This is a genomic window from Mesorhizobium sp. M0808 (genome assembly GCF_040320025.1).
Lineage (GTDB): Bacteria > Pseudomonadota > Alphaproteobacteria > Rhizobiales > Rhizobiaceae > Mesorhizobium.
Genome location: NZ_JAMYOX010000018.1, coordinates 65,798 through 81,582, shown reverse-complemented (window position 1 = coordinate 81,582; position 15,785 = coordinate 65,798). Strand labels below are relative to the sequence as shown.

Below are 15,785 nucleotides of genomic sequence, written 5' to 3'. Positions count from 1 at the left end.
GCCTTGCTGACCCGACTATATCTGCGCCGTGCGCATCGCCTCGACGCGGATATCTTCTGTCAGCCGCGCCTTCAGTGCCGAAAACTCCGGGCTGGTCTTCAGCGTGTAGTGGCGCGGATGCGGCAGGTCGACGGCAACGTCCGATTTGATGCGGCCCGGCCGTGCCGTCATCACGACCACGCGCGACGCCATGAAGATCGCCTCCTCGATGTCGTGGGTGACGAACAGCACCGTTTTTTGCCGGCGCTCCCAGATGCCGAGAAGCAGTTCCTGCATCAGCCCGCGGGTCTGGTTGTCGAGTGCGCCGAACGGCTCGTCGAGCAGCAGAATCTCCGGATCGTTGGCCAGTGCCCGGGCAATCGCGGTGCGCTGCTGCATGCCGCCGGAAAGCTGCTTCGGCCAATGGTTTTCAAAACCTCTCAGCCCGACGAGATCGACGTAAGAAGCGACGATTTCGCTGCGCTCGTGCTCGGCCATTCCACGTTCGCGCAGGCCGAAGGCGATGTTCTCGGCGACCGTCAGCCACGGAAACAGCGTATAGGACTGGAAAACCATGCCGCGGTCTGGACCGGGCCGGTCCACCACCCTGCCGTCGAGCAGAACACGTCCCCCACTCGGCGCTTCGAGGCCGGCGACGATCCTGAGCAGCGTCGACTTTCCACAGCCGGATGGCCCCAGGATGGTGATGAAGTCGTTGGCGGCGACCGCCAGATCGATCGGCATCAGCGCCTTGACCGGCTGCCCACCGCCGACACCGGCGAAGGTGCGCGAGACGCCTTCGATGAGCAGCTTGCTCACGCCAGGCTCCATGGAAACAGCCAACGGTTAAGCGCCTTGAAGGCGAAATCGGACAACAGCCCGATCAGGCCGATGACGATGATGCCGAAGATGATCTGCCCTGTCGCCAGCCGCGACTGGCTGTTGATGATCATGTAGCCGATGCCCGACGACGAGCCGATCAGCTCGGCGACGATGACATAGGTCCAGGCCCAGCCGAGCACCAGCCGCAGGGTCTCGGCAATCTCCGGCGCATTGGCCGGCATGATCACGCGCCGCACGATGCCGTTGTCGGACGAGCCAAGCGTGTAGGCCGCCTCGACCAGGTCGCGCCGTGTGCCGCCGACCTTGACCGCGATGATCAGGATGATCTGGAACACCGAGCCGACGAAGATCACCAGCAGTTTTTCGAGCTCGCCAACGCCCGCCCACAGGATGAGCAGCGGGATGAAGGCCGATGCCGGCAGATAGCGGGCGAAGGAGACGAACGGCTCCAGGAACGCCTCCACGGGCTTCCAGGCACCCATCACGATGCCGAGCGGCACGGCAACGATGGCCGCCATCAGGAACCCGCCGAAGACGCGCCAGATGGTGATAAGGATGTCGAGCCAGAAGCGGTCCTCGACCAGCAGCCGCCAACCGTCTCTCACCATCGACAGCGGATCGGCAAGGAAAATGCGATTGACGTGGCCGCCAAGCGTGATCCACGCCCAGAACGCCACGAACAGCACGAAGAACGAAATGCCGAGCACGGTTCGAATGCCCGGCGAGACCGGATGCAAGGGGCGCGGCATCTTCGACCGTCCTCTGATCTGAATGAAAAAGCGGCGGCGCACGCGCCGCCGCCGGGCGACAATCCTGCCGGTTAGTCGGCGACGGCGCTGGTGTCGGCCAATGTCGAGACGTCAGGCGCTTCCTTGATCAAACCCATCTGCAGCAGAAGCTCGCCGGCGGTCTTGGAAAAGTCCTGGAATTCCTTGGTGAAGAACTGCTTGTTTTCAGCCTTGTCGGCCCATTTCAGGTATTTGGCCGACTCTTCGAATTCCTTGGCCGACTGCTTCACGTCGGCACCCATCGTCTCATAGGATTTCGCCGGATCGCTCTTGATCAGGTCGAGTGCCTCGAAATAGCTGTCGGCAAGCGCCTTGCCCGCATCCGGATTGGCCTTGAGGAACTCCGGCGTGCAGCCGACCGTATCGAGCACCATCGGATAGTCGAGAGTGGTCACAAGGATATGGCCCTGGTCGGACTTTTCGCGCACCGCCGAGATGAACGGCTCATAGGTGACCGCCGCATCGTTCTGGCCGGCGAGAAACGCCTGCGCCGCCGCATCCGGCTCCAGGTTGACGACCGTCACGTCCTTGGTCGACATGCCGTTCTTGTTGAGCACCCAGGCCAGCATGAAATAGGGCGAGGTGCCCGGCGCCGAAGACGCGACCGACTTACCTTTGAGATCGGCGACGGTCTTGATGTCGTTGCGGGCGACGATGCCGTCGGCGCCGTAGGATTTGTCGAGCTGGAATATCTGCTTGGTCGTCACGCCATTGGCGTTCCAGACCAGCCAGGTCTCGACCGTGGTGGCGGCGCATTGCAGGTCGCCGCTGGCGATGGCGAGCGGCCGGCTGGCTTGCGGCACCTTCTTCAAGGTGACGTCGAGGCCGTGCTTTTCGAAGATGCCGGCCTGCTTGGCGAGCGTCAGCGGCGCAAAGCCGGTCCATCCACTGATGCCGATGCTGACCGATGTGGCGGCCATCGCCGGCGCGGACAATCCGACGGCAAGCGTCAAGCTTGCGGCAAGAATTCCGATCCTGTTCATGTCGGTTCCCCTTTTATGTGTTCGGATGGGGAATTGTGTCACAGACGCCCGCAGGCTTGTCAATGAAGCAGATGCTGCACTGCGGTATGTCACCATCGACAGCAAACTCCGCCATCAGCGGCTGTTGTACATCCAGCTGCGGTCGCGCCACATTTTTTCGCCGACCAGGCAGTCGGTGACGGGGATGTCCTGTGCCAGCACCAATGGCGGATGCGCCGCCTCTTCCGCCGCTCGCTGCGGCGAGGCCGGACCGGCAAGCTCCAGCACCAGCTTGCGGCGGATGGCCTCCGGAAACTGCGTCCAGTCATTGACCGGGATCATGAAGGAGCCCGGCCCGCCGATGACGCAGTCGCTGTAGTAGCGGTCGAGATTGTTGACATCGTAAGCGCTGCTGAACCCGCCCCTGGTCATCAGCGGCAGGCCGTTGACGGTGATGCCTTGCTTGATCACGGCGTCGCGGGTGATATCGACAGGTGCGCCCTGGTTGTTGGGGCCGTCACCCGAAATGTCGATCACCCGCTTGACGCCCTGGAAGCCGCTTTCAGCAAAGAGATCGCTGGCGAATTCCAGCGCGCCGGAGATCGAGGTGCGCCTGGCACTGGCCGGCGGATGAGCGGAAAGCTGCGCTGCCAGCCGCTCGGCGTCGGCACGATTGGCGATCACCGTCCACGGCACGACGACCTGCTGCCAGGTCGCGCCAGCCCATTCGACATAGGTGACGGCAATCTTGCCATGAGCGCCTTCGCCGATTGCCTGCAGGACATCGTCATGCGTCAGCGCCGCCGCATAGCCATGACGCTGGATTTCGAGCTCGTCCGGCGACATGGACAGCGAAACGTCGACTGCCAGTACCAGTTCGATGTCGACCGGCTCGGCGGCGCGGGAGTTTGCAGTCAGCCATAGCACCGACGCCAGCGCGGCGGCACCCGAGACGAGATGTCTTGCACGGGCAAAACCAGACACGCCGCACGGTAAGCGAAAATCGCCGATCGACAAAGAGAAAAGCCCGGTGGAGAGCCGGGCTCATCCGGTCACATTTTTGCGAACCGCCGGAAAACGAATTTCATTTGTGGATGCGGTGCCCGCCCCGTCCCCGCCACTCCACGGCCTTCTCGACATCCGTCTCGGAGGATGGGTCCGGCTTCGGTTTTCTAGCACCGACCCCGCGCGCTGCCCTCCAGTTCGGCTTGAATGACGGCGGAAGCCACAACAGAATACCTGCAACCGCGGCAGGCAAGATGATCGCAAAACGCAGAATTGAAAGTACGATGCCGCAGATGCCGACGATCTGCGCGGCCCGGCGGACGCCGAAGCGTCTCAGGAACAAATGTCTTGCAATCACGCCGCCATCCAGATCGTAGGCGGGCAGGATGTTGAGAATGATAAGTGACACGTTCAACAATGCGCCAATCCAAAGCGTCCATTCCAGAGGACCGGCCGATCTTGACGGCAGCCACCCGAATGGCCTTTCGGGCGCAACTGGGATGAGTTCTCCAAAAACCAGATAATAGGCCGCATCGAAAAACGCGGCGAGCGCGACGTTCGCCAGGGGACCCGCTATCGCAATCCGCGCCCAGGCAGGCGATGGCGCTGCGGCGCGTTTGAAACGCGTGAGCCCGCCGAAGAGATATAATTCTATCATGTCGGTGGCGACGCCTTGTCGGCGTCCGATCCAGGCGTGCGCCAGTTCGTGCAGAAATATCGACGCAAACAGAAGCGCTGCAAAGATAGAGGTATGGATCAGTGCATCCTTGGGTCGGCTCGCCCACTCGTTCAGGAAGGGCAGCACAATGGGAATTGCGAAGGTCCAGCTGACGCGAACCGGGATATTCCGGTTCAGCTGAAACACAAGCGCATCGTTTTTTCTGTCCCAGCCGATCCGCCGCAAAGGCACCCCCCAATCGCAGCGCGACGGAAAGCGAGAATCATCGCTCCACAAAGCGAAAAGCCCGACGATGAATCGGGCTTCTGCATTCAGGTCCTGCTGGCACTGCTCGGCTTGCCTGTGTGGAGAATCGGCAGGCAAGCAACGCTTAGCTGCGCGGATTGAGGTTCTCCGGGTCGTAGAGCGGCCTGTAGCCGACGGCGGCCACTTCGACCGGGTACTTCTCGCCGAAATATTCGACGCTCAGCTTGCGGCCCTCCTGGCAATACGCCCAGGGCAGGTAGGCGAGCGCGATGTTCTTGCCGAGGGTCGGACCATAGGCCACCGAGGTCGTGAAGGAGCGGCGGCCGAGCTCGTCGACGAGCGTCTCACCGGTTTGCGGGTCCATCACCGGCATCGTGCCAACCGGATAGCGGGGAACACCATTCGAATCTGTATTGTCCGTCATGATAAGCGTGCAAAGCATGGCCGGCTGATGCACCCGGGCGCGATATTCCAGATGCTTTGCCTTGCCGCAGAAATCGGCCTCCTTGACTTTCGGACGGGCAAGGTCGGCTTCCAGCAGATTGTATTCGGTCAAGAGGTCCGCGTTTTGCAGGCGCAGGCTCTTCTCCATGCGGCGGCTGTTGGCATAGGTCTCGACGCCAAAGGCCATCACGCCGGTCGACCGCAGCGCGTCCCAGACAGCCAGGCCGTCCTCGTAGCGCATGTGCAGTTCCCAGCCTTGCTCGCCGACATAGGAGATGCGGAAGGCGGTCACGTCCTTGCCGGCGATCCTGACCGGCTTGATCGCGGCAAAGGGAAAATTCTCAGGCGTCAGTCCGTCGAGGTTTTCCACGACCTTGCCCAATGTTGCCCGCGCGTTCGGACCCCAGATGCCGACGGTCACATATCTCTCGGTCACATCGGTGACGGTAACGTCGAAGCCTTTGTCCTCTGCCGTCCGGCGCATGTACTGGAAGTCGCGCGGCCCGGCATCGGCGCCGTCGATGACGCGGCAGCGGTCGGCCATGCGGATGACGGTCAGGTCGGCGCGCACCATGCCTTCCTCGTCGAGGAAATGGGTATAGATGCCCTTGCCGATATTGCCGTCACCGCCGATCTTTGCCGCGCACAGCCATTCCATCAGCGCGACATGGTCCGGGCCTTCCACGTCGTACATGGCGAAATGCGACAGATTGACGATGCCGCAATCCTCGCTCATCGCGAGATGCTCGGCGTTCGAGACGCGCCAGAAGTGGCGGTTATCCCATTCGTTTTGGCGCACCGGCACCCGGTTGCCGTATTTCTCGAGCAGATGCTCGTTGGCGGCGTAGCCATGGGCGCGCTCCCAGCCGCCGAGCTCCATGAAATAGCCGCCGAGTTCCTTCTCGCGCTCCCAGAAGGGCGAGCGGCGGACATTGCGAGCCTTGGAGAAGGGCTCGCGCGGATGGACCGCCGGGTTGTAGACCTTCATCGCGGTTTCGATGCAGCGATCCCAGATGAACTGTTCTTTCGTCTGGTGCGGATAGAAACGCGAATAGTCGATGGCGTGGTGGTCGATCGCCGTGCGGCCGTCCGTCATCCAGTCGGCGATGAGCTTGCCCATGCCGGGGCCGTCCTTGACCCAGATCGCCACGGCATACCAGAGGCCCCTGACCTTCTGGCTTTCGCCCATCGAGGGGCCGCCGTCCGCCGTCACCTGCAATAGGCCGTTGAAGGAATGGCTCTCATTGTAGCCCAGCTCGCCCAGGATCGGCGTCAGTTCCATGGCGCGCTCGAGCGGCGCCAGGATCTGCTCCATGTCGAGATCGCGTTGCGACGGCGAAAGCCGCGCCTCGTTTTTCTCGAGAATATCGCGCGGATGGCAAAGGCGCGGATTGGTCTCTTCGTAATAACCCCATTCGATCTGCCCGCCTTCGGCGGTCTTGGGATCGCCGGTATCGCGCATGTAAGCCGAGTTGCCCTGGTCGCGCAGCAGCGGCCAGCCGATCTCCTTGCCGGTGCCGGCGAACTCGGTGTACGGCCCGAAGAAGGTAAGCGGATGGTCGATCGGCATGACCGGCAGGTCCTCGCCCGCCATTTCCGCGATCAGTCGTCCCCAGATGCCGGTGCAGACCACGACATAGTCGGCCTCGATGGTGCCGCGGTCGGTCACCACGCCCTTGATGCGGCCGTTCTCGATGACGAGCGACCTGGCGGACGTATTGGCAAACGCCCTGAGTTTGCCGGAAGCTTCCGCCTGATCGACAAGCTTGCCGGCGACGGTCTGCGAGCGCGGGATGACGAGGCCGGCGTCGGGATCCCACAGGCCGCCCTGTACCATCTGTTCTTCGATCAGCGGGAATTTTTCCTTGATCTCGGCGGGATCGATCAGGCGGGCGCGTGTGCCGAAGGCCTTCGCCGAGGCGATCTTGCGCTTGATCTCCGCCATGCGGGCGTCGTCGCCGACGCGGGCAACCTCGAGGCCGCCGATGCGCGCGTAGTGACCCATCTTTTCGTAGAAATCGATGGAATAGAGCGTCGTCCAGCACGACAGGAAATCATGGCTGGTCGTGTAGCAGAAGTCGGAGGCATGCGCCGTCGAGCCGATATCCGTCGGGATGCCCGATTTGTCGATGCCGACTATATCGTCCCATCCGCGCTCGATCAGGTGATGGGCGACCGATGCGCCGACGATGCCGCCCAGCCCGACGATGACGACCTTCGCCTTTTCCGGAAACCCTGCCATTGCCCGCGACTCCAAGATGCCATTGCGAGCAGACTATAGGGCGGCGCGGCGCCGCGCTTGCAGCCTGTTTGCGACATCGTCAAAAAAGCCCGCGCCACCAGCCCGTCGAATGCAGTTAGACCTACGCCTTCGCCCTGCTCGGTATGAAGGCGCTGCTAGAGCCCGTCCTGCGCAGCTTCGAAGAAAAGTGCATACCTTCATCGCCGATTACCGGAAGCAAATAAAAGGCCGGGCGTTTGCCCGGCCTTCAAAAATCATGGCGTCGACTTTACTTGATGCGCGCGACGCCGCCCGAGATCTCAATCGTCTCCGAACCGGTCAGCGCCTCGAGGTCGCCATTCGGCAAGGTAACAAAACAGCCGCTCGGGCAAAATTCCACGGTTTCGCCAGCGGCCAGCGCCAGCTCGGTCTTGCCGCCGCCTTCCGTCACGATCAGCGTGCGGGTCTCGGCGTCCTTGTTGACCGCGCTGGCGGCATGGGCCGAACCGCCCACGGCCAGAAAAGCGATGGCGGCGACGAGAGACTTCCACATTTTGCAGTATCGGTGTTGCCACCGCCTCTGTTGCATTTCGCAAGGCATTCTCGCCGTTTGCAGGTGAGCTTATATGCAATGCAAGCTGAACGGCAACTGAATGCCGCATTCATGCCGCAATTGGTTTCCGAGGGCTTGAAGGCAAGCTCCAATCAGCTAGTCAGGATCGGGCTTCCGCACCTTGCGTGCTGATTTGGCGAGACGTTTCGCCTCGGCCACTGCCAAGGCTTTTGCTTGCGCTCGCTCGGCGAATTCGACTTCGATCTTGTCGTCGTCGATCGGCCACGCTTCGTGCTTCTTGGTCTCGACGACGGCGCGCGGCGTCGACGGAATTTCGATATGCTGGTCGGCGAACACATCGAAGATTGCAAAGCGGATGTCGTTCTGGACGATATTGCCACTAAGAACGTCTGCCAGGAACACGCGAATCTCGAATTCGAGCGCGGCGGGGCCGAAATTGGAAAACAGCACGAAGGGTTCGGGGTTTTTCAGCACCAACGGATGACTGCGCGCGATCTCCAACAGGACGCCATGCACGTGCTTGATGTCGCTGCCATAGGCAACGCCGACCTTGATATCGATGCGGCCGAGCTTGTTGCGGTGCGTCCAGTTGCCGACCGCATTGTTGATCAGGTTCGAATTGGGCAGGATCACCGACTGCCGCTGGAACGTTTCGATCTCGGTGGCGCGTACACTGATCTTCTTGACCGTGCCGCTGATGTCACCGGCGACGATCCAGTCGCCGACCTTGAACGGCCGCTCGGCCAAAAGGATCAGGCCCGAGACGAAGTTGGAGACGACATTCTGCAGGCCGAAACCGATGCCGAGAGACAGGGCGCCGGCGACCAGCGCGAGATTGGAGAGGTCGATACCGGCCGCCGAGATGCCGACCAGTGCCGCGACCGCGACGCCGGCATAGCCGACCGCCAGCCGGATCGAATTGCGCACACCGGTGTCGACCCGGCCGCGCGCCATCACCGAACCGTCGAGCCAGCCCTGGAACCAGCGCGTCAGGAAATAGCCGATGATGAAGACGACGACGCCAGTGAGGATGCCGGTGACCGAGATCGTCACCGAGCCTATGGTGAGGCCCGTCGCCAATTTGTAGGCCCAGGCCTGGATGTCGCCGGGCTGGAAGCCCCACATCAACAGGATCAGCGGCAGGAACACCAGCACGATCATGATGTTTATGGCGGCGCTGACGACAAGCCCGAGCTGGTCGAGCGCGGTCTCTTCGTAGCTTGAATTGGCCGCTAGCCAGCGCCCGATCGAAGTGTTGGCGAAACCACCTTCCATGCCGATCGCCCGCGCCGACAGGAAGCCGATATAGGCGGTGACCAGGATAGTGCCGGTAACCACGACCTGCACCGAGACGAAAATAGCAAGGCCGATAAAGCCGAGCAGCGCCGACGCTATGGTGAATAGCCCTAGCGCGACGGCGGTGTAGCGCAGCCATGCCGGCCACGGGCGCCAGCTCCCGTCGGCAGCCTTGAACGGCTTCAGCAGCCCCATCAGGATCAGGATGACGCCGACGCTGATGGTGGCGACAAAGCTTCTGGCGATGGTCAGCGATAGCGGCGAGCCCATCTTGTCGTTGACGACCGACAGGAAATAATTGATGCCGATGGCGACGGCCATGGCAGTCGTCAGCCGCACCAGCCAGCGCGCCGGGCCGGTTTCGACAGGGATCAGACGCCAGTTCGGCAATCGCGGTTCCAGCGCCGCATTGGTCAGCCGGTTGACGCAGAACACCACCGCGATAACGGCAACCAACGAATTCAGGAAGATGCCGATGTCGCCGCGCAAGACATTGTAATAATTGAAGAAGAAGACCGTCGAGATAAGGAAGGCGCCAACCGCCAGCGACGGCAGCAATGTCGACCAGAACGCCACCGACAGGCGGCTGAGATAGGATGGATCTTCGATGGAAGGATCGGCTTCGAAGACGCGGCCGAACAGGCGCCGCCCGCCGACAAAAAGCACGGCGGCCAGCGCAAGCGCCATCAACGTCGCGGCAAGAATTGCCTGGAACTTGAACTTGAAGGCGAAGCTCAGCCAGGACGACACCGCTTTGTAGAAACTGGTAAATTCGTCGTTGGCATCGGAGATGACCTCCGGGCTCAATGCATCGGACAGCACGTAGCGCTTGGTGAGCTGATTGCGGAACAGCTCGCTGCGCATGTTGCCGATCTTCTCGATCAGCCCGCTGATGCGGATCGACAGGTTCTGCGCGCTGGCAATGACGGCGTTGATCTCGGCTTTTTCGGAAGCCAGCGCCTGGCGTTCACCGGTCACGATGTCGGGCTCGGTCGGCTGGCCCGCGGCCGGCGGAGGTCCCAGCGTCTCGATCCGATCGTTGATATCGCCGAGACGCGAGCGGAACGCCAGCGCGCTGGTGAGCGCCGCCCGCGACAGATCCTCCAATTGCAGGCGGATTTCCACGAGGGTGGCATCGTCTTGGCCATCCTGCTGTATCTTCTTCTCGAGATCGTCGGTTTTGGCCGTCAGGCTCTGGATGACCTTCTGCTGGTCTGTAACCAGCCCGGCGGCACCCTGCCCGAGCGCCTGCGCCATCGCGTCGAACGACGGCGGCGCCAAGACAACAAGCGCAACGATCAGGACCAGGCGGAGTAAACGAAAGAACATGATTTTTCTGGCGACTCGCGGGCGGCATCGGCAGTTTTGAAGCACGTCCTTGATAAAGACGCTCATATCACGGGGCAAGTCATGCCAGGCGGCTCGTTTTCGAAGTCCGCCAATCGAAGTCGGCCAATCCAATCGAAGTCGGCCAATCCAATCGAAGTCGGCCAATCCAGTCGAAGTCGGGGAGTCGAAAAGCGATGGCGCAATCTTGGCTTTGCGTTGGCGGCCTGCTCTATAGTCTGCCGCAAAGCCTGAAATGGATGACAATAAGAATGGCGGAATATTCGGCCTTTTCGCTTCTCAAGAACGCGCTGACCGGAAACAAGGACTGGAGGCCGGCCTGGCGCAAGCCCGACCCGAAGGCGTCCTACGACGTGATCGTCATCGGCGGCGGCGGCCATGGCCTGTCGACCGCCTACTACCTAGCCAAGGAGCACGGCATCACCAATGTCGCGGTGCTGGAGAAGGGCTGGCTCGGTTCCGGCAATGTCGGCCGCAACACCACGGCGGTCCGTTCCAACTATCTCCTGCCGGCCAACACGCGCTTTTACGAGCATTCGATGAAGCTGTGGGAGAACCTGGCCCATGACCTCAACTACAACGTCATGTTCTCGCAGCGCGGCTGCCTGAACCTCGCCCACACACCTGCTCAGCTCGACGACTATGCCCGGCGCGGCAACGCCATGCGCCATCTCGGCGTTGACGCCGAACTGATGACCACGGCCGAAATCGCGCGCCTGGTGCCGGCGCTCGACGTCTCAGCCACCGCGCGTTTCCCGATCGTCGGCGGCCTGATGCAGCGGCGCGCCGGCACCGCCCGCCACGACGCCGTCGCCTGGGGCTATGCGCGCGGCGCAGATCGCCGCGGCGTCGACATCATCGAAAATTGCGAGGTCACCGGCTTCCTGCGCGACGGCGACCGCATCACCGGCGTCACGACAACGCGCGGCGAAATCCGCGCAAAAAAGGTAGCGGTCGCGGTTGCCGGCAGCACCGGGCGGGTCATGCGGCTTGCCGGCATCGAGACGATGCCGATCGAGAGCCACGTGCTGCAGGCCTTCGTCACGGAATCGCTAAAACCGTTCATCGATACGGTCCTGACCTTCGGCATGGGCCATTTCTACATGTCGCAATCGGACAAGGGCGGCCTTGTCTATGGCGGCGATCTCGACGGCTACAACAGCTACGCCCAACGCGGCAGCCTGCCGATCGTCGATGAGGTGATGAGCGAGATGCTGGCGCTGTTCCCTGGGCTGGCCCGTGTCCGCATGCTGCGCTCATGGGGCGGCGTCTGCGACATGTCGATGGACGGCTCGCCAATCATCACCACCGGTCCGCTGCCGGGCATGTATCTCAACTGCGGCTGGTGCTATGGCGGCTTCAAGGCGACGCCGGCTTCCGGCTGGTGCTTTGCCTGGACCATTGCCAAGGACGAGCCGCACGGTCTCAACTCGGCCTTCACGCTCGACCGCTTCTACCGTGGCCTGGTGATCGACGACAAGGGCCAGGGCGCCACGCCCCGGCTGCATTAGGTTAGAGATCCATGCTCATCACCTGCCCCTATTGCGGCCCGCGCGACGTGATCGAATTCACCTATCAGGGCGACGGCAATCGCCAGCGCCCACAGCCCGCCTCGCAGAACCTCGACGCCTGGAACGCCTATGTCTACGACCGGCTTAATCCAGCCGGCGACCACAATGAGATCTGGCAGCATTCCGGCGGCTGCCGCGCCCATCTCAGGGTCGTGCGCAACACGCTGACGCACGAGATCTCCAGCACCGCGTTCGCGCGCGGCGACCACAACTCGGTTGCGCGGCACCGGGCCGAGGACAAGCCATGAGCCCGCGCCGTACAGAGGCCGGGGGCCGCATCGACCGGCTGCGGACCATCCGTTTCACCTTCGACGGCGCGCCTTATACCGGCCATGCCGGCGACACGCTGGCTTCGGCGCTGCTGGCCAACGGCATCACCCTGTTTGGGCGTTCGTTCAAATATCACCGCCCGCGCGGCGTGCTGACCGCCAGCGTCGAGGAACCGAACGCGCTGGTCACAGTGTTGAGGGGCGAGGTTCGCGAGCCGAACATCCCCGCCACAATGGTCGAGATTTATGACGGGCTGGCCGCAATCAGCCAGAACCGCTTCCCTTCGCTTGCCTGGGACGTCAGTGCCGTGAACCAGCTCGGCGGCAAGCTTTTGTCGGCCGGCTTCTACTACAAGACCTTCATGGGACCGGTGATCGGTCCGCTGAAGGGCACTCGCTTCTGGATGTTCTGTGAGCATTTCATCCGCCGTGCCGCCGGCCTGGGCAAGGCAGGCACGGCTCCCGATACGGCGCGCTACGAACGCATGAACGCGTTTTGCGATGTGCTGGTAGTCGGCTCCGGCCCGGCGGGGCTGATGGCCGCCAGGGCGGCTGCCGATCAGGGTGCACGCGTCATCCTGGCCGAGCTCGAGCCGCATTTCGGCGGCTCGGCCAATTGGTCGGGCGAGACGATCGATGGCATGCCGGCCGCCGACTGGGCAGCGCGCGCCGCCGGCCAGCTCGAAGGCCGTGACAATGTCCGCCTGCTGCCGCGCACCACCGTCTGGGGCTATTATGACGGCAACACGCTTGCCGCGCTCGAACGTGTCACCGACCACAAGGAAACGCCCGGCAAGGGCGAATCGCGCCATCGCTACTGGACGATCCGCGCCAAGTCGGTGGTGCTGGCCACCGGATCCCTGGAGCGTCCGCTGGTCTTTCCAGGCAATGATCGGCCAGGCGTAATGCTGGCGCATGCTGCCGAGCGTTATGCCATTGAATATGGCGTGCTGCCCGGCGACAGGATCGGGCTGTTCACCAACAATGACAGCGCCTATCGCGCGGCCCTGGCGCTGAAGAAGGCCGGCGCCGTGGTCGTCGCCATCATCGACGTGCGCCCTGAGCTTTCGAGCGAAATGCGCAAGCTGGCCGGCGAGACCGAGGCCGAGATCCTTTCTGGCCACGCGGTGATCGCCACCGAGGGCGGCAAGGCGCTTTCCGGCTTCAAGGTGCAGCGCTTCGACATGGTCAACGGCGCGCTTTCCGGCGATGCGCGCAGCATCCACGCCGATTGCCTATTGATGTCGGGCGGCTGGTCGCCGACCATTCATCTGGCCAGCCAGGCCGGAGCCAAAGCGGAATGGAACGAAGCATTGCAAGCGTTCCTGCCGCCCAAGCCGACGACACAGCAATGGATCGGCGCCGGCGCCTTCACCGGCAGTTTCTCCACCGCCGAGGCGATCGCCGAAGGTCGCGCCGCCGGTCTTTCCGCTGCGGGCGCAACCGCCACGCCGGCGGCCTTGCCTGCCGTCGAAGCAGCACCTGGCGATCCCGATCCGGCGCCGGTGTTCGAGATCAAGGCCGAAGGAAAAAGCTTCGTCGACTTCCAGCATGACGTGACGGCGGATGACGTGCGGCTGGCGCATCGCGAAGGCTTCGTCTCGGTCGAGCATCTGAAGCGCTACACCACGCTCGGCATGGCAACCGACCAGGGCAAGAGCTCCAACATACCCGGCCTGGCCATAATGGCCGAGGCGCTGGGCAAGCCGATCCCGCAGGTCGGCACGACGCGCTTTCGCCCGCCCTTTTCGGCGGTGTCGATCGGCTCGCTAGCCGCCGAACGCTTCGGCGATCTGAAGCCCGAGCGGCTGACGCCGATGCATGACTGGCACGTCGCCAACGGCGCCACCATGTATTCCGCCGGCCTGTGGTATCGGCCGATGATCTACGGCCATCCCGGCGAGACGATCGAGCAGGCCTATGTCCGCGAAGCGAGAGGCACGCGCGAGAGCGCCGGCATCGTCGATGTCTCGACACTGGGCAAGATCGCGGTGCAAGGCCCCGACGCGGCGGAATTCCTCGACCGCCTATACACCAACATGTTTTCGACGCTGGCCGTCGGCAAGGCGCGCTACGGGCTGATGCTGCGCGAGGACGGTCTCGCCTTTGACGACGGCACCACGTGGCGCCTCGGCGAGCAGGATTTCCTGATGACCACCACCACCGCCAATGCCGGCAAGGTGATGCAGCATCTGGAATATTTCCTCGACGTGATCTGGCCGGCGCTGAAGGTCCACGTCACCTCGGTGACCGACCAATGGGCCGGTGCCGCCATCGGCGGGCCGAAGGCAAGGCAGATACTGGCTGCTTGCGTCAGCGGCACTGCCGTCGACAATGCCGCCCTGCCCTTCATGGGCATCGTCCACGGCGAAATCGCCGGCGTGCCGGTGATGATCTGCCGGCTGTCCTTCTCCGGCGAAATGGCCTTCGAGGTCTATTCCGGCGCCGGCTACGGCACCCATGTCTGGGAGGCGCTGATCGAAGCCGGCAAGCCGTTCGGGCTGGTGACCTACGGGCTGGAGGCGCTGGGCACCATGCGCATCGAGAAAGGCCACGTCACCGGTGCCGAGATCGACGGCCGTACCACGGCACGCGACCTGCATCTCGACTGGATGCTGTCGAAGAAGAAGCCGTTCATCGGTTCGGCGATGATGGACCGCGAGGGGCTGATCGCGCCCGACCGCCTGGAACTCGTCGGTATTGTTTCGCTCGACAACCAGCCGCTCAATGGCGGCGCACACATCGTCGAGGAGCTTGACGAAGCCAATCCGCACGGCTCGCTTGGCCACATCACCGCTTGCTGCTATTCGCCGGCGCTGGGTAAATATATCGCGCTTGCCCTGGTCAAGGGCGGCAAGGCGCGGCGCGGCACGCGCGCTTATGTCTCCGACCCGCTGCGCAACCGGTTCGGGCCGGTCGAGATCGTCTCCAACCATTTCTTCGATCCGGACGGGAGCCGCATGCATGGTTGAACGCCAATCGCCGCTTGAGCCGGTGCTGCATCCGGGCTCGCATGGCAATTTCGAGCATGGTGTCGAAATCATCCTCTCCGAAACCAGGCCGGGTTCGATCCTGCAGCTCGCCGCCTGGCCCGGCGAGGAGAAGAAGTTGATGGCCGGCATCCATGCGGTCACCGGCCTGGCTTTGCCCGACGGCGCCGGTGGCGGTGTGACGAACGGCGCCAGGTCGGTGTTCGGCTTTGCGCCGGGAAAGTTCACTGTGGTCGATGAAGCCGAGGGATTGGCGCCGGCCTTTGCCAGTGTCGTCACTTCGGCCATCGGTACGGTGACCGACCTTTCGCACGGCCGCACCGCGATCCGTATCGCCGGGCCGAAGGCCGAGTGGGTGCTGGCGAAATTCTTCGCCATCGACTTCGCGCTGCCGGCCTTCCCGATCGGCGCCGGCCGCTCGACCATGCATCACGACATCTTCGCGCAGATCCAGCGCACCGGCGCCGATCAGTTCGACATCTATGTGTTCCGCTCGTTTGCCCGCTCGTTCTGGAAAGCGCTCTGCCATGCGAGCGAGGAAGTCGGCTACGAAGTGCAGTAGAGCCGGACG

Annotated in this window: 12 protein-coding genes; 4 read left to right on the top strand and 8 right to left on the bottom strand. The window is 63.1% G+C overall.

Features of this window, described 5'->3' with window-relative positions; genetic code table 11:
* Positions 1 to 15 precede the first annotated feature (15 nt).
* From NKI25_RS20625 to NKI25_RS20590, 8 genes are all read right to left on the bottom strand, one after another.
* Positions 16 to 798 carry an ABC transporter ATP-binding protein gene (locus tag NKI25_RS20625; RefSeq protein ID WP_352452112.1) on the bottom strand — a complete coding sequence of 261 codons (783 nt, stop codon included), beginning with the start codon at positions 796 to 798 and terminating at the stop codon, positions 16 to 18.
* A complete protein-coding gene (locus NKI25_RS20620) occupies positions 795 to 1,571 on the bottom strand; it encodes an ABC transporter permease (protein ID WP_023676527.1) in 777 nt (258 codons plus the stop codon). The genes NKI25_RS20625 and NKI25_RS20620 overlap by 4 nt, the downstream gene beginning before the upstream one ends.
* A gap of 71 nt (positions 1,572 to 1,642) precedes the next feature.
* Positions 1,643 to 2,593 carry an ABC transporter substrate-binding protein gene (locus tag NKI25_RS20615; RefSeq protein WP_352452114.1) on the bottom strand — a complete coding sequence of 317 codons (951 nt, stop codon included), beginning with the start codon at positions 2,591 to 2,593 and terminating at the stop codon, positions 1,643 to 1,645.
* 114 nt (positions 2,594 to 2,707) lie between these two features.
* Positions 2,708 to 3,556, bottom strand: a complete 849-nt coding sequence (locus NKI25_RS20610; RefSeq protein ID WP_352587639.1) for a DUF1194 domain-containing protein — start codon at positions 3,554 to 3,556, stop codon at positions 2,708 to 2,710.
* A 100-nt stretch (positions 3,557 to 3,656) separates the two neighbouring features.
* Positions 3,657 to 4,619, bottom strand: coding sequence for a site-2 protease family protein (locus NKI25_RS20605; RefSeq protein WP_352587636.1), 963 nt, complete (start codon positions 4,617 to 4,619; stop codon positions 3,657 to 3,659).
* A 7-nt stretch (positions 4,620 to 4,626) separates the two neighbouring features.
* Positions 4,627 to 7,188, bottom strand: coding sequence for a GcvT family protein (locus NKI25_RS20600; RefSeq protein WP_352999220.1), 2,562 nt, complete (start codon positions 7,186 to 7,188; stop codon positions 4,627 to 4,629).
* Between the two features lie 268 nt (positions 7,189 to 7,456).
* A complete protein-coding gene (locus NKI25_RS20595) occupies positions 7,457 to 7,720 on the bottom strand; it encodes a hypothetical protein (protein ID WP_023676533.1) in 264 nt (87 codons plus the stop codon).
* A 156-nt stretch (positions 7,721 to 7,876) separates the two neighbouring features.
* On the bottom strand, positions 7,877 to 10,366 hold the full coding sequence (locus NKI25_RS20590) for a mechanosensitive ion channel family protein (protein ID WP_352587630.1): 2,490 nt from the start codon (positions 10,364 to 10,366) through the stop codon (positions 7,877 to 7,879).
* A gap of 269 nt (positions 10,367 to 10,635) precedes the next feature.
* On the opposite strand from NKI25_RS20590, the gene NKI25_RS20585 reads away from it, so the two are divergent.
* The 4 genes from NKI25_RS20585 to NKI25_RS20570 are packed head-to-tail and all read left to right on the top strand — an operon-like array spanning position 10,636 to position 15,776.
* A complete protein-coding gene (locus tag NKI25_RS20585) occupies positions 10,636 to 11,895 on the top strand; it encodes a sarcosine oxidase subunit beta (protein ID WP_352568999.1) in 1,260 nt (419 codons plus the stop codon).
* 11 nt (positions 11,896 to 11,906) lie between these two features.
* On the top strand, positions 11,907 to 12,203 hold the full coding sequence (locus NKI25_RS20580) for a sarcosine oxidase subunit delta (protein ID WP_023676536.1): 297 nt from the start codon (positions 11,907 to 11,909) through the stop codon (positions 12,201 to 12,203).
* A complete protein-coding gene (locus tag NKI25_RS20575) occupies positions 12,200 to 15,196 on the top strand; it encodes a sarcosine oxidase subunit alpha (protein ID WP_352999218.1) in 2,997 nt (998 codons plus the stop codon). The genes NKI25_RS20580 and NKI25_RS20575 overlap by 4 nt, the downstream gene beginning before the upstream one ends.
* Entirely contained in the window at positions 15,189 to 15,776 is a 588-nt protein-coding gene (locus tag NKI25_RS20570; RefSeq protein WP_023676538.1) for a sarcosine oxidase subunit gamma, read from the top strand. The genes NKI25_RS20575 and NKI25_RS20570 overlap by 8 nt, the downstream gene beginning before the upstream one ends.
* Positions 15,777 to 15,785 lie beyond the last annotated feature (9 nt).

What these genes read in the sequence shown, in the direction of transcription:
- NKI25_RS20575 (WP_352999218.1), top strand. Translation starts at nt 12,200, where the DNA reads ATGAGCCCGCGCCGTACAGAGGCCGGGGGCCGCATCGACCGGCTGCGG.
- NKI25_RS20570 (WP_023676538.1), top strand. Translation starts at nt 15,189, where the DNA reads ATGGTTGAACGCCAATCGCCGCTTGAGCCGGTGCTGCATCCGGGCTCG.
- NKI25_RS20620 (WP_023676527.1), bottom strand. Translation starts at nt 1,571, where the DNA reads ATGCCGCGCCCCTTGCATCCGGTCTCGCCGGGCATTCGAACCGTGCTC.
- NKI25_RS20590 (WP_352587630.1), bottom strand. Translation starts at nt 10,366, where the DNA reads ATGTTCTTTCGTTTACTCCGCCTGGTCCTGATCGTTGCGCTTGTTGTC.
- NKI25_RS20600 (WP_352999220.1), bottom strand. Translation starts at nt 7,188, where the DNA reads ATGGCAGGGTTTCCGGAAAAGGCGAAGGTCGTCATCGTCGGGCTGGGC.
- NKI25_RS20580 (WP_023676536.1), top strand. Translation starts at nt 11,907, where the DNA reads ATGCTCATCACCTGCCCCTATTGCGGCCCGCGCGACGTGATCGAATTC.
- NKI25_RS20595 (WP_023676533.1), bottom strand. Translation starts at nt 7,720, where the DNA reads ATGTGGAAGTCTCTCGTCGCCGCCATCGCTTTTCTGGCCGTGGGCGGT.
- NKI25_RS20585 (WP_352568999.1), top strand. Translation starts at nt 10,636, where the DNA reads ATGGCGGAATATTCGGCCTTTTCGCTTCTCAAGAACGCGCTGACCGGA.
- NKI25_RS20615 (WP_352452114.1), bottom strand. Translation starts at nt 2,593, where the DNA reads ATGAACAGGATCGGAATTCTTGCCGCAAGCTTGACGCTTGCCGTCGGA.